Source organism: Cellulomonas chengniuliangii (assembly GCF_024508335.1).
In the GTDB taxonomy this organism is placed as follows: Bacteria; Actinomycetota; Actinomycetes; order Actinomycetales; family Cellulomonadaceae; genus Cellulomonas_A; species Cellulomonas_A chengniuliangii.
The window spans coordinates 1,194,513-1,209,000 of record NZ_CP101988.1; the positions used below are offsets into that span (position 1 = coordinate 1,194,513).

Below are 14,488 nucleotides of genomic sequence, written 5' to 3' on the forward strand. Positions count from 1 at the left end.
GGCTCAGCCGAGCGGCGCCGACCAGCTCAGCAGCGTCCCCGCGCCGCTCGGGGAGACGCCCAGGCTGAACGCGCCGCCGTGCTGGCGGGCGCGTGCGGCCAGGTTGCCCGTGCCCGATCGACGGTCGCGCACGGCTGGCAGGCCGGACCCGTCGTCCTCGACCTCGACCAGCACCGTGCCGGTGGGGCCGGAGCCGCGCACCGACACGCGCACGGTGACGCCCGACGCGTGGGCGTGGCGGGCGGCGTTCGCCAACCCCTCGCGCACCACGGCGACGACGTCGTCGGTCAGGTCGGTGCCGACGCGGGCGTCGACCTGGTCCGCCTCGAGGTAGTCGCCGTCGGGCACCGGAACGTCGTCGAGCAAGACGACCAGGGACGGCGCGAAGCCCAGCCCGGTGCGGGCGAGGCTGGTCTCCCGGCGCAGCCGCTCCACGAGTCCGGTGGCGGCATCCGGGTCCCGCAGGGCGTAGACGATCTGACGGATCTGCCGCACTGAGCCGTCGACGTTGTCGAGCGCCTCCTCCACGATGCTCGTCAGCTCGCTGGGGTCGACGCCCCGCGCCGCGCGGCGGCGCACCGTCTCGAGCTGCATGCCCGTGGCGAAGAGCTGCTGGATGGCCAGGTCGTGCAGGTCCCGGGCGATGCGCTCGCGCTCGTCGAGCAGCGCCGCGACGTCCTGCGCGTGGCGGGCCTCGGCGAGGACGAAGGCCAGGGCAGCCTGGGAGGCGAACGACTCCGCGGTCACGAGGTCGCTCGGGTCGAACGTCGGGCTGCCGATGCGGCGCAGCAGGATCAGCACCCCCACCCCGCGCCCGGAGGTCTGCAGCGGGGCGAACAGGGCCGGCCCGAACGCGCGCATCGGCACCACCCGCACCACGCGCGACCTCGATAGGGACTCGACCAGCAAGCCGCGACCCTCGGTCATCACGGACCACGACCGGCCGTCGCGCGGCATGATCTCGCCGATCAGGCTGTCCGCGTTGTGGCCGTCGGCGAGCTCGATCATGAGCTCGCCGCCCATCCCGGGCAGCGCCAGGGCGGCGGTGTCGGCGTCTGCCACGTCGCGCGCCGTCGCGGCGATGTGCGCGAGCGCGTCCTCCTCGTCGACGCCCGAGAGCAGCATCGTGGTGATGTCCTGCCCGGCGCGCAGCCAGTGCTCCCGGCGCGCCGCCTCGGTGTAGAGCTGGGCGTTGGAGACGGCGACACCCGCGGCGGCGGCGAGCGCGACGACCACCGTGGCGTCGTCCTCGGTGAACCCGCTGGGCTTGTCGGAGAGGTAGAGGTAGCCGTACACCTGGTCGCGCACGCGCACGGCCGCGCCCAGGAACGAGCCCATGGGGGGATGCCCGGGCGGGAAGCCCTCGAACGCCGGGTGCTGGATGAGGTCGTCGAGCAGCAGGACTCCGGTGGCCGGGATCTTGCTCAGCACGCCGACACGGTGCGGCGGGTGCCCGAGCATCGCGGCGACCGCCGCGGGCACCCCGGTCTGCACGAAGGTCGTCGACGTGCCGCGCTTGTCGAGCACGTTGATGGCCCCGTACGCCGCGCCGGTGAGCTCGACGCTGACATGCACGAAACGCTCGAGCACCCCGGTCAGGTCGAGGTCGCTCGCAACGGAGAGAACGGCGTTGAGCAGCTCCGTGAGGCCGTCGCCGGTCGGGGCGTCCTCGACTGCGGCGCCACCGCGGTTCGGGCGGTCGGTCATTGTTCCTCCGGTGCCTCGTGCTCTCGTGCGAAGCCATCACGGTAGCCCGCATGCGAGGCCAGCAAATCCCCGTGGCTGCCGCGACCGGTCACGCGACCGCCCTCGACCACCAGGATCTCGTCTGCGGCGTCTAGCGGCGACAGGCGGTGCGTGACCACCACCACACCCCGGCGCGTGTCGTCGGAGCCCTGCGAGAGCAGGTCGCGCACCAGCCGGTCGGCGGTCTCGGCGTCGAGGTGCTCGGCTGGCTCGTCGACCAGGAGCAGCGGCGCGTGGGAGAGCAGGGCCCGCGCCAGCAGCAGGCGCCGGCGCTCGCCACCGGAGACGCTCTGCGCGTCCGGGCCGAGCTCGGTGGACACGCCGTCGGGCAGGGCCGCCAGCCACTGGCCGAGGCCCGCCCGCTCGAGCGCCGCCACGGCCTCCTCGGGCGTCACGTCGCCTCGGGACACGCGCAGGTTCTCCAGGACGGAGGTCTCGAAGACGTGCGCGTCCTCGGAGGTGAGCACCACGCTGCGCGCGATCTCGTCGTGGGGGAGCCCGTCGAGGGGGAGGCCGCCGAGCTCGAGGCTGCCTCCCTGGCGGGGGATCAGGCCGGCGAGTGTCAGCAGCAGCGTGGTCTTCCCAGCGCCGCTGGGGCCGACCACCGCGATCGACCGACCGGGCCGCACGTCGAGGTCCAGCGCGTCGACGACCGGGGCCCGGCCGGGCCACCCGCACGCCAGGCCACGGGCGACCAGGTCCGTGGGCGGCGGGTCCTGCGGGGCGGAGGAGGCGGCGGGGGAGAGGTCTGGCTCCTCCGACAGCTCGACCGGGACGCCGCCGTCGGGCGCCGCGGAGTCGAGCAGCGACATGATGCGCCGGGCGGCGGCGCGCGAGCGCTGCAGCTGGATCGCCGCGGTGGGCAGCACGTTGACGGCCTCGAACGAGGCGAGCGGGGTCAGCACGATGACGGCGAGCTCCACCGGGGCCAACGCCCCCGACTGCACGGCCGGCACGCCGAACAGCAGCGCGGCCAGCGTCGCGAGGCCTGTCGCGAGCGACCCGAGCAGCGCGCCCAGGGCAGCCGGGCGGGCTCCGGCGTCGGCGGCCGAGGCGAGCTCGCGGTCGGCCTCGCGCAGCGCGGAGAGCTCCTGGGGCGCGCGGCCCTGCACGGTCAGCGGCCCGGCGTCGTCCAGCAGGCCGAGGGCCACGGTGGACAGGGCGGCCCGGGCGTGCACGGCGCGCTGCTCGGTGGTGCGGGCGGCGCGGGCGGCGAGCCAGGGCGCCACCACGCCCGCCAGCAGCAGGCAGGCCGCGAGGCTCAGGCCCGCGGCGGGCAGGAACAGGGACATCGCGACGACGGTGCCCACGCCGAGCACCGCGGCGACCGCGATGGGCAGCAGCCCTCGCACGACGGCGTCGCCCACCGCGTCGACGTCTGCCCCCACGCGCGTCAGCAGGTCGCCGCGGCGCAGGCGCAGCGTCGCCTCGGGCCTGCCCACCGCGAGGCGGCGGTACAGCGCGGTGCGGAGGTTCGCCATGCCGCGGAGCGCAACGTCATGGGAGGTCAGTCGCTCGACGTAGCGGAAGACCCCGCGGCCGATGCCGAAGGCCCGCACCCCCACGGTCGCCACCGAGAGGGCCAGCACCGGGGGCATCTGCGACGCGCGGGCGATGAGCCAGGCGGACACCGCGGCCAGGGCCACGGCGCAGCCCAGGCCGAGGACGCCGAGCAGGACGGCCAGCGCCACCCGTGCCGGGCGCACTCCCAGCAGCGCCACCGCGCGCCACAGCGGGTCGTCGCTCCGGGCCCACCGGCTCTGCCGGCGGTCCGTGGCGGCGGCGCGAGAGGCGGGAAGCGTGGAGGGCGTGGGGGGGACGGTCGGGGCGGTGGTCGCGGCGGTCATGCGGCCACCTCCTCACCGGCGCGCACGGCATCGTCGACGTCAGCGGGCCGGACCTCGACGACCTGGTCGGCCAGGGTCGTCAGCGACGCGCGGTGCGCGACCAGCAGGACGGTCCGACCGTCGCGTCGCAGCGCCTCGACGGTCCGGAGCACGACGTCCTCCGAGGCGGCGTCCAGGTGGGCGGTGGGCTCGTCGAGCACCACCAGGGGGGCGTCGGAGAGCAGCGCGCGGGTCAGCGCGACCCGCTGGCGCTGCCCCACGGACAGCCCGCTCCCGCCGCGGCCCAGGGGCGTGTCCCAGCCCTCCGGCAGCGCGGCCACCACCGCGTCGAGCCCGGTGAGGGCCGCAGCCCGGTCCCGGGCGCTCGTGCGGGCGTCGCTCGCCCGGCTGTCGCCCGCGCCCGTGTGGGGCAGCGCGCCGCCCCACACGACCTCGTCGACCGTGCCCGGCTCGAGCACCGGCCGTTGCGGCAGCCACGACACTTGGCTCCAGTAGGTGGCGAGATCGACGTCGGCCAGTGGGAGCGCGTCACCGACGGCGGGGATCACCTCGACGGCGCCCGTGTCCGGACGGAGCAGGCCGAGCAGCACCGACACCGCCGTGGTCTTGCCGCCCCCGCTGGCGCCGGTGAGGGCCAGCACCTGCCCGGGGCGCAGCTCGACGTCGAGCCCCGCTGGGGCCAGGACGTCGCGTCCAGGGGCGCGCACGCTCACGTCCCGCAGCCTGATGGCTGCCGTCCGCAGGTCGGGGCACGGCTGGGAGCCCTGCTCGGGCAGCGGGGTCTCCAGGACCTCGAAGACCTGCTCCGCGGCGGCGACCCCGTCGGTCGACGCGTGGAAGTGGGCGCCCACCTGACGCAGCGGCAGGTACACCTCGGGGGCCAGGACGAGCACCGTCAGGCCGGTGACCAGGTCCATCTGGCCGTAGACCAGCCGCATGCCGATCGCGACGGCCACCAGCGCGACGGCGAGCGTGGTGAGCAGCTCGAGGACCATCCCGGACAGGAACGCGATCCGCAGCGTGCCCATCGTGGCCCGGCGGTGCGCCCGGCCCAGGTCGGCGACCCGCCCCGCGGCCCCGCGCTCCCGGCCGAAGCCGCGCAGGGTGGGCAGCCCGGCGAGCAGGTCGAGCACCTGGGAGCCGAGCCGCTGCATGACCCGCAGCCCGCGCTCCGACCGGCCTTGCGTGAGCCGGCCGACCAGCACCATGAACAGCGGGACCAGCGGGATGGTGCCCACCACGATGGCCGCGGAGATCCAGTCCAGGCCCAGCACCACGAGCACTGTCGCCGGCGTCACTGTCGCCGCCAGCACCAGCTGGGGGAGGTACTTGACGAAGTAGGGCTCGAGGTTCTCCAGCCCTCGCGTCACGAGCGTGACCACCCGAGGGCCGGCGCCGCCCGCGAGCCAGCGCGGGCCGAGGGCCGTGGCCCGCTCGACGACCTGCGCGCGGAGCTCGCCGATCGCACGGGTCGCGGCCCGGTGCGCGTACCGCTCCTGGGCGCCCGCGACGAGGGCGCGCGCCGCCACCACCGCGACGAGCCAGCCGATCAGCGGAGCCAGCTCGGCCAGGTCGGCGCCGTCCTGGACGGCGGAGCCCAGCGCCTGGCCGAGCAGCAACGCCTGGGCGATGACCAGGCCTGCGACGGCCAGGCCCAGCACCACCGTGAGGCCGACGTACCGCCGTGCCGCGCGCGCGTGGCGCAGCAGCCGGGGGTCGAGTGGCTTCACAGCCCGACGCGCCTCACGACGACGAGCCGCCCGATCGCGAGCCCGAGGCCACGGGGCCGTCGTCCGTGGCCGCTCCGTGGTGCGAGCCGCTGCCGTTGTCCGAGCCCCAGGCGGCGGCCTTCACACGGGCGAAGGTCAGGCCGATCGAGTCGGGGATCTGCTCCGACGAGATGCGCTTGCGGAACACCCAGTACGTCCAGCCCTGGTAGAGCAGGACGACGGGCACCAGGCACACCGCGACCCACGTCATCACCGTGAGCGTGTACGACGACGACGAGGCGTTGTCGATGGTCAGCGAGTTGGCGGGGTTGAAGGCGGGCATCACGTCGGGGTACATCGAGCCGAAGATCAGCACCACCGCGGCGACCAGCGTCACGGCCGAGGCGATGAACGCCCAGCCCTCACGGCGGGCGCGGGTGGCCAGGACGAGCGCCACCAGGGCGACCGCGGCCACGGCGACGGCGGCCCACGTCCACGCCACGGAGTACGCGACCTGCGCCCAGATCGCCCAGGCGGCGGCGACGACGAGCGTGACCACGGACAGCCGGGAGGCGAGCGCGCCGGCGCGCCGGCGCACCTCGCCGTCGGACTTCAGGGCCAGGAACACGGCGCCGTGCGTGGCGAAGAGCAGCGCGGTGGTGACGCCGCCCACGAGGGCGAACGGGTTGAGGAGTGCGAAGAACCCGCCGACGTACTGGTGGCTCGCGTCGAGCTCGACGCCGCGCACCAGGTTCGCGAACGCGACGCCCCACAGGATCGCGGGGACCCAGGACCCGATGGTCAGGGCCCAGTCCGCGCGGTTGCGCCAGGCGTCGTCGTCGATCTTGCCGCGCCACTCGAAGGCGACGACCCGGACGATCAGGGCCAGCAGGATCAGCAGCAGCGGCAGGTAGAAGCCGGAGAACATCGTGGCGTACCACTCGGGGAAGGCGGCGAACGTCGCGCCGCCCGCCGTCAGCAGCCACACCTCGTTGCCGTCCCACACCGGGCCGATGGTGTTGATCATGACGCGACGCTCCTTGTCGTCGCGCCCGAGCAGCTTGAGCAGCATGCCCACCCCGAAGTCGAACCCCTCGAGGACGAGGTAGCCGGCCCAGAGCAGGGCGATCAGCAGGAACCAGACTGTCGTGAGCTCCATGACTCCTGCCTCAGTACGCGAACGACAGCGGCTTGTCGGCCGCGTCGCCGCTGTGGTCGTCGGGTCGGTGGTTGTCAGGGCTGTCGGGGCTCGGGTCGTGCTCGGTGTCGGCCACGCCCTCGACCGCGAAGCGGTGCATGAGCTTGTACCAGATGACCGCGAGGACCCCGTAGAGCGCCGTGAAGGCGACCATCGAGATGATCACGGAGGTCGGGCTCACCACCTCGGAGACACCGCGCGCGGTGAGCAGCCACACCCCGTCCACGCCGGTCGGGTTGGGGGCCACCACCCAGGGCTGACGGCCCATCTCGGTGAAGATCCAGCCGAACGAGCTCGCCAGGAACGGCATGGGGATCGCGGCGATCGCGAGTCGCGAGAACCAGACGTTGTCGGTGACGCGGCCCTTGCGGGTCAGCCACAGCGACGCGGCGGCGAGCGCGGCCGATCCGACCGCCAGGCCGATCATCAGGCGGAAGCTCCAGTAGGTGATGGCCAGGTCGGGCGTGTAGTCGACGCCCTCGCCGTACAGCTCCTCGTACCGCTCCTGCAGCTGGTTGACGCCCTCGAGGTGCGCGGTGAAGTCGTTCGAGGCGAGGAACGAGGTGACGCCGGGCAGCTCGATCAGGTGGGTGACCCCGTCGCAGTCGGCGTTGATGTCGCCGATCGCCAGGATCGAGAAGGCGGCGCCGTCGGTGCTCTCGCACAGGGCCTCGGCCGCGGCCATCTTCATCGGCTGCTGCTCGAACATGAGCTTCGCCTGGATGTCGCCGGACAGGCCCAGCCCCACGCCGGAGATGAGCATCGTCACCATGCCGAGCACGACCGCGGGTCGGTAGACCTCCCGCGCCTTCTCGGCCTGCCCGTTGCGGACCAGGCGGACCATCCACCAGGCGGCGATGCCGGCGACGAAGGTGCCGGCGGTGAGCCACGCGGCGGTGATGGTGTGCGGGAACGCTGCGAGCAGGGTGCTGTTGGTGAGCACCGCCCACACGTCGACCATCTCCGCACGGCCCGTCTCGAGGTTGAACACGGTGCCGACGGGGTGCTGCATCCACGAGTTCGCGGCCAGGATGAAGTAGGCCGACAAGTTGGTGGCGATGGCCACGGCCCAGATGCACGCGAGGTGGATCTTCTTGGGCAGCTTGTCCCAGCCGAAGATCCACAGCCCCAGGAACGTCGACTCGACGAAGAAGGCGGCCAGGGCCTCCATCGCCAGCGGGGCGCCGAAGACGTCGCCGACGAAGCGCGAGTACTCGCTCCAGTTCATGCCGAACTGGAACTCCTGGACGATGCCGGTGGCGACGCCGATCGCGAAGTTGATCAGCAGCAGCTTCCCGAAGAACTTGGTGAGGCGCAGCCAGCGCTCGTTGCCAGTGCGGACCCAGAAGGTCTGCATCAGGGCCACGAGAGGGGCGAGGCCGATCGTCAACGGGACGAAGATGAAGTGGTAGACGGTGGTGATGCCGAACTGCCACCTGGCCAGGTCGAGGGCTTCCACGGGATGACTCCGTCACGTGCTTGGCTACGGGGGTTCGGGCCGACGCTCCCTGTCCGAACGGTAGGTGGGCGTGGGCGGGGCACCCGGGACCTAGGTCCCGGGCCATTGCGCGCACACCGCGAGCCCGGTTCCATGGTGCACCCGCCGTGTCGCCTCCCCGTCTCAAGGCTCCTGTGCGATACTGACAGCGGATTCCAGGGCGACCACACCGTTCTGATTCCGTGACCGTGCTCGCAGTACCTAGCGTGTCGAGCTCGCCAGGCGCCGCCGGATGTGACCGATCCCCACCGTGGGGCTCTCGAACGACATGCTGGCTGGCGATGGCGCTGACCGCGGTGCAGCAGCCGCCACCGACGACTTCCGTCGCAGCGCACAGCGCGAGCGACGACCGACCGCCCCTGGGGCGCCGAGGAGTGTGGCCGGCTCCGAGGGGCATGCAGGAGCACCACGCGTGACGTTCGACATCACCCCCGCGAACAGCGACAGCACCACGAAGGTCGATGCCGGGGGCTCTGCTCCCGACACCGCGCCCAGCAAGCCCGCACGACGCCGTGCGACCCGCAAGACGGCGCCGCCGTCCGACGGGCCCACGCTCGAGAGCGCGACGTTCGGGGCGGCTGTGACCAGCGCGTCGACCGCCGCGACCGCGTCCTCCACGGCGGACGCGCCGGCCAACGCGCCGACGGCCGCCGCCGAGGCCTCCGTCGAGCCGCAGCCCGCCAAGGCCCCCCGCAGCCGTTCGCGTCGGGTCACCAAGCCCGCTGCGGCGGCCGCTCCCGCAGTCGAGGTGGCGGCCGGGCCCTCGGCGGTCGAGCCGGCGCAGCCCGCCCCCGCGGAGGCCCCGGCCGCGCGTGCCACCCGGTCCCGCCGGGCGGTCCGGCCCGCGGCGTCCGCTGCGGTCGTGCCCGCCACCGGCGCCACGGCCGGCGACGTCGCGACGAGCAGCCCTGCCGCGGCCGCCCCTGCCGCCGAGGCCCCTGTCGCCGCAGAGCCCGCGCCGGCCCGCACGCGCAGCCGTCGCTCCACCCGCCCGGTGACCGCCCCGGCGGCGGACCTGGTCGCCGCGGACGCCCAGACCACAGCGGCTGAGGCGCCCGAGCAGGACGAGGCCGCGCCGGTCGAGAAGCCGAAGCGCACGCGTCGCGCCCGCAAGGCCCCGGAGCCTGTCGTCGAGGTCGAGGCCGAGGTCGCCGCCGACGAGGAAGAGGACGAGGACGTCGCTGAGAGCCCGGCCGCCGCGGGCGGGCTCGACGTCTTCGCCGAGCTCGCCGCCACCGGCAAGGCCCCGGCGGACGCGCGCACGGCCACCGGGTCGCGACGCGGCCGCTCCCGCGCGCCGCGGTCCGAGGCCGCTGGCGACGCTCCGCAGGAGACCGCGTCCGTCGAGCCCACTGAGCAGGCGCGTGCCGAGCAGCCCCGCGGCGCCACGTCGCGGATGGCCACCACCGCGTTGCTTTTCCAGGCCCCGGACCCGGACGCCCGCCCTCGCCGTCGCCGTGCCCAGGCGCCCGCCGGGCCCCCCGAGCTGGTCTCGGAGGCCGCGGTCGCGCAGAGCGTCGAGGAGGAGTCCACGGACGCCGCACCCATGGAGGCGCCCGCCGCTCCCGAGCGGCCCTCGCGCCGCCGCGGCCGTCGCGCGCCCCAGGCGGTCGAGCTGGAGGAGGACGAGCAGTCCGACGTCGTCGACCAGGCGCCCGCTGACGAGGACCTCTCCGACGTCGAGGCGGACGGTTCGCAGGACGACGAGTCGCGCGACGACGAGCAGTCCGCGCAGCGCCGCCGCCGCCGCCGTGGCGGCCGTGGCCGTCGTGGCCGCAGCTCGGAGGAGCAGGCCGACGCCGCCGAGTCGCACGACGCCGACTCCGCCGACGACTCGCACGACGAGGACGCCGCGTCCGAGGCCGCCGAGGGCGAGGGCGAGGGCGAGGGCGAGCACGACGAGCAGGGCGGCTCGAGCCGTCGTCGCCGGCGTCGCCGCCGCAGCGGGCGGGGCGAGTCGGGGGAGCCGGAGCCGTCGGCGCCGACACGCTCGCGCGGCTCGCGCACGTCGAGCGACGAGGTCACGGCACTGCGCGGCTCGACCCGCCTCGAGGCCAAGCGCCAGCGCCGCCGCGAGGGCCGGGATGCCGGCCGCCGCCGCCAGATCATCACCGAGTCGGAGTTCCTGGCCCGCCGCGAGGCCGTCGAGCGCTCGATGGTCGTGCGGGAGGACGACGGCCGCACGCAGATCGCCGTGCTGGAGGACGGGGTGCTCGTCGAGCACTACGTCTCCCGCCAGGCGCAGGTCTCGATGGCCGGGAACGTGTACCTCGGCCGGGTGCAGAACGTCCTGCCCAGCATGGAGGCGGCGTTCGTGGACGTCGGCAAGGGTCGCAACGCGGTGCTGTACGCCGGCGAGGTCAACTGGGACGCCGCGGGCCTCGAGGGCCAGCCGCGCCGCATCGAGCAGGCGCTCAAGTCCGGCGACTCGGTGCTCGTCCAGGTCACCAAGGACCCGATCGGGCACAAGGGCGCCCGCCTGACGTCGCAGATCACGCTCGCGGGCCGGTACCTGGTGTACGTGCCCGGCGGCGGGATGACCGGCATCAGCCGCAAGCTCCCCGACACCGAGCGCTCGCGCCTGAAGAAGATCCTGCGCGAGATCGTCCCGGACTCCGCGGGCGTCATCGTGCGCACCGCGGCCGAGGGCGCCAGCGAGGACGAGCTCCGCGCCGACATCGCCCGGCTGCAGGGGCAGTGGGAGGCCATCGAGAAGAAGGCGAAGTCGGCGTCCGCGCCGGCGCTGCTGCAGGGTGAGCCCGACATGGCCATCCGCGTGGTCCGCGACATCTTCAACGACGACTTCAGCTCGCTCGTGGTGCAGGGCGACGAGGCGTGGGCGACGATCTCCGGCTACATCGGCGACCTGGCCCCGGACCTGGCCGAGAAGGTCACCCGGTGGACGGGCAAGGGCGACGTGTTCGCGGCGCACCGTGTCGACGAGCAGCTCGCCAAGGGCATGGACCGCAAGGTCTGGCTGCCCTCGGGCGGCTCGCTGATCATCGAGCGCACCGAGGCCATGACCGTGGTCGACGTCAACACGGGCAAGTTCACGGGATCCGGCGGCACGCTCGAGGAGACCGTGACCCGCAACAACCTGGAGGCGGCCGAGGAGATCGTCCGCCAGCTCCGGCTGCGGGACATCGGCGGCATCATCGTCATCGACTTCATCGACATGGTGCTCGAGTCGAACCGGGACCTGGTGCTGCGTCGCCTGGTCGAGTGCCTGGGCCGGGACCGGACCAAGCACCAGGTGGCCGAGGTCACCTCGCTCGGCCTGGTGCAGATGACCCGCAAGCGCGTGGGCCAGGGCCTGGTCGAGGCGTTCAGCGAGACGTGCGAGCACTGCCACGGCCGCGGGTTCATCGTGCACACGGACCCGATCGAGCGTGGCGGGCGATCCGACGCGGGCTCGGGCCAGCAGGCCGCTGCCGCTCCCGCCGAGGCGGAGCCCAAGCGCGCGCGTCGCAAGCGCGGCGCCAAGGAGGCCGCTCCGGCGGCTGCCTCCGCCCTGCCGGCGGTCCCGGTGCTCCCGGAGGCCAGGGAGGCCGTGAAGGCCACTCTCGCGACCATCGCGGCTGCCGCTGCGCACGCGCACGAGCACGGCGAGGAGGGCGCCCCCCGCGCCACTGCCGCGCAGCTCGACGCGTTGGCCCCGGCTGCCCGGGGCGCGAAGGCTCCTGCCGCCCCGGAGCGGCAGGCCGACGCGCCCGCCGTGCTGGACGTGGCAGCGGAGGCAGCAGAGGCTCCTCCGGTGCTCGATGTGCTGGCGGCGTTCGCGGTGCCCTCCGGCGAGGCGACGGACGTCGTCGCGGCGGAGGAGTCCGTGCAGGCGCAGGAGGCTCAGGCCGAGGTGGTCGAGGCTCTCGCCCTGACCCCTGTGGCGCCCGAGGTGTTCGAGGCTGACGGGGACGACGAATCCCCGACCGCCTGACGGGTCCGGGGCGCCTCCGGCTCATTTGACCGAGCCAGAGGCGTTCCGTACTCTTGAGCGTCGGTGCCTTTGGGAGCACCGACGTGCGCGTCCGTGATGTGAGGGCCAACACCCGTGTCCATCACGTAGAGCGCGCCCCTGACTGAAGTTCGACGAGCAGAGATGAGCAGCAACGTGGTGTACGCGATCGTGAAGGCTGGCGGCCGCCAGGAGAAGGTCGCCGTGGGCGACGTCGTCGTCGTCGACCGCCTCTCCGCACAGGCTGGTGCGACGGTTGAGCTCCCCGCTCTGCTGCTCGTCGACGGTGAGAAGGTCACCCACGACGCTCAGGCCCTGGCCAAGATCACCGTGACGGCTGAGGTCGTCCGGGATGAGAAGGGCCCGAAGATCGACATCCTGAAGTACAAGAACAAGACCGGCTACCGCGTCCGCAAGGGCCACCGCCAGAAGCTGACCCGCCTGAAGGTCACCGGCATCAACTGATCTTGCGCCGCGGCGTGGTCCGCGGGGCGTCATCCATCTGAGCACGAAGGCAGGTTCGTCATGGCACACAAGAAGGGCGCGAGTTCGTCGCGCAACGGTCGCGACTCGAACGCGCAGCGCCTGGGCGTCAAGCGCTTCGGTGGCCAGGTCGTCAAGGCCGGCGAGATCATCGTCCGCCAGCGCGGCACGCACTTCCACCCCGGCATCAACGTCGGCCGTGGCAAGGACGACACGCTGTTCGCGCTGGCGCCGGGCGCCGTGGAGTTCGGCCAGCGTCGTGGCCGCAAGGTCATCGACATCGTGGCGGCGGCGGTCTGACCCCGTCCCATCTCGTTCGTCGAAGGGGCGCACCGGTGCGGTGCGTCCCTTCGTCGTTGCCGGCGCCGAGCAGGGCGCGGGCAGAAGCAGAGCGCGCACGCGGTGCGGGCGACGCACAGCATGGCCTGCCAGCATTCGCGGCAGTGGAGAGTGGCCGGCACGTGCCGGCTCGAGGAGAGTGGTGACCGATGGCGACCTTCGTCGACCGCGTCGTCCTGCATGCCAGCGGCGGTGACGGTGGCCACGGGTGCGTCTCGATCCACCGTGAGAAGTTCAAGCCCCTGGCGGGGCCCGATGGCGGCAACGGAGGCCACGGCGGGAGCGTCACCCTGGTCGTCGACCCCCAGGTGACCACCCTGCTCGACTACCACCACGCCCCCCACCGGCACGCCTCCTCGGGCAAGCAGGGCATGGGAGACCACCGCCAGGGCGCCTCCGGCGAGGACCTGGTGCTGCCTGTGCCGGACGGCACGGTGGTGAAGTCGACCACCGGCGAGGTGCTCGCCGACCTGGTGGGCGCCGGCGCCGAGTACGTCATCGCCGCGGGCGGCCACGGCGGGCTGGGCAACGCGGCCATCGCGTCCCCGCGCCGGAAGGCCCCCGGCTTCGCGCTGCTGGGCGAGCCCGGCGAGGCCCGCGACGTGGTGCTCGAGCTCAAGACGATCGCCGATGTGGCCCTGGTGGGCTTCCCGAGCGCGGGCAAGTCGAGCCTGGTCGCCGCGATCTCGGCCGCTCGGCCCAAGATCGCGGACTACCCGTTCACCACCCTCATCCCGAACCTGGGCGTCGTGCAGGCCGGCTCGGCCCGCTACACCGTCGCCGATGTGCCCGGCCTGATCCCGGGCGCCAGCGAGGGCAAGGGGCTGGGCCTGGAGTTCCTGCGGCACATCGAGCGCTGCGCCGTGCTGGTGCACGTGCTCGACTGCGCGACGCTCGAGCCCGACCGCGACCCGATCAGCGACCTCGAGGCCCTCGAGGCCGAGCTGGCCACGTACTCGGGCGACCTCGGCATCGAGGGCGGCCGCGTGCCGCTCAACGAGCGTCCTCGCCTGGTCGTGCTCAACAAGATCGACGTGCCCGAGGCGCGCGAGCTCGCCGAGATGGTGCGCCCCGAGCTCGAGGCACGGGGCCTGCAGGTCTTCGAGATCTCCACCGCGAGCCACGAGGGCCTGCGGCCGCTCACGTTCGCGCTGGGCGAGCTGATCGACCGGGCGCGCCGCGAGGCGCCGGTTCCCGAGCCGACCCGCGTGGTGCTGCGGCCCAAGGCGGTCGACGACACGGGCTTCACCGTGACGCGCCGCACCGAGGGCGGCCGGGACTACTTCCAGATCATCGGCTCGAAGCCCGAGCGCTGGGTCCGCCAGACGGACTTCCGCAACGACGAGGCCGTCGGCTACCTCGCCGACCGCCTGGCCCGGCTGGGCGTCGAGGAGAAGCTCTTCGCCGCCGGCGCCGTCGCGGGGGCGGAGGTCGTCATCGGCGCGGGCCCGGACGGCGTGGTCTTCGACTGGGAGCCCACGCTGCTCACCGGCTCCGAGCTGCTCGCCGGCCCGCGTGGCACCGATATGCGCATCGAGGAGCGGTCGCGGCCCACCCGCGGCGAGAAGCGCGAGCAGTACAAGGACCGCATGGACGCCAAGGCCGAGGCGCGCGCCGAGCTGTGGACGGAGCGCGAGGCAGGCCTCTGGACGGACGAGGACTGACATGGCCGCGGTCCGGGGGGCGGGCAGCCCGGCGAGGACAAGCCGTCGCGGG

9 protein-coding genes are annotated in these 14,488 nt (G+C 73.8%); 4 read left to right on the top strand and 5 right to left on the bottom strand.

Translation table 11 applies throughout. The features are described 5' to 3' along the window. Nucleotides 1–3 precede the first annotated feature (3 nt). From NP064_RS05565 to NP064_RS05585, 5 genes are read right to left on the bottom strand one after another with little or no spacing between them, the layout of a single operon-like run. Nucleotides 4–1,707, bottom strand: coding sequence for a GAF domain-containing sensor histidine kinase (locus tag NP064_RS05565; protein ID WP_227570604.1), 1,704 nt, complete (start codon nt 1,705–1,707; stop codon nt 4–6). Further along, nucleotides 1,704–3,593, bottom strand: coding sequence for a thiol reductant ABC exporter subunit CydC (cydC, locus tag NP064_RS05570; protein WP_227570605.1), 1,890 nt, complete (start codon nt 3,591–3,593; stop codon nt 1,704–1,706). Before cydC ends, NP064_RS05565 begins: the two co-directional genes overlap by 4 nt. Further along, complete coding sequence (cydD, locus tag NP064_RS05575; protein WP_227570606.1) at nt 3,590–5,323, bottom strand: thiol reductant ABC exporter subunit CydD; 1,734 nt, start codon at nt 5,321–5,323, stop codon at nt 3,590–3,592. Before cydD ends, cydC begins: the two co-directional genes overlap by 4 nt. 13 nt (nt 5,324–5,336) lie before the next feature. Next, entirely contained in the window at nt 5,337–6,461 is a 1,125-nt protein-coding gene (gene cydB, locus NP064_RS05580; protein WP_227570607.1) for a cytochrome d ubiquinol oxidase subunit II, read from the bottom strand. A 10-nt stretch (nt 6,462–6,471) separates the two neighbouring features. Then, nucleotides 6,472–7,959 carry a cytochrome ubiquinol oxidase subunit I gene (locus tag NP064_RS05585; RefSeq protein ID WP_227570608.1) on the bottom strand — a complete coding sequence of 496 codons (1,488 nt, stop codon included), beginning with the start codon at nt 7,957–7,959 and terminating at the stop codon, nt 6,472–6,474. Between the two features lie 451 nt (nt 7,960–8,410). Between NP064_RS05585 and NP064_RS05590 the strand changes: the two genes are divergently transcribed. The 4 genes from NP064_RS05590 (at nt 8,411) to obgE (ending at nt 14,436) form a co-directional block, all read left to right on the top strand. Further along, a complete protein-coding gene (locus NP064_RS05590; RefSeq protein WP_227570609.1) occupies nt 8,411–11,932 on the top strand; it encodes an Rne/Rng family ribonuclease in 3,522 nt (1,173 codons plus the stop codon). Nucleotides 11,933–12,106: 174 nt separating this feature from the next. After that, a complete protein-coding gene (gene rplU, locus NP064_RS05595; protein WP_227570633.1) occupies nt 12,107–12,415 on the top strand; it encodes a 50S ribosomal protein L21 in 309 nt (102 codons plus the stop codon). 60 nt (nt 12,416–12,475) lie between these two features. Continuing rightward, nucleotides 12,476–12,733 (top strand): 50S ribosomal protein L27, encoded by a 258-nt coding sequence (rpmA, locus tag NP064_RS05600; protein ID WP_066587549.1) that lies wholly within the window; start codon nt 12,476–12,478, stop codon nt 12,731–12,733. Between the two features lie 188 nt (nt 12,734–12,921). Then, a complete protein-coding gene (gene obgE, locus NP064_RS05605) occupies nt 12,922–14,436 on the top strand; it encodes a GTPase ObgE (RefSeq protein ID WP_227570610.1) in 1,515 nt (504 codons plus the stop codon). Nucleotides 14,437–14,488 lie beyond the last annotated feature (52 nt).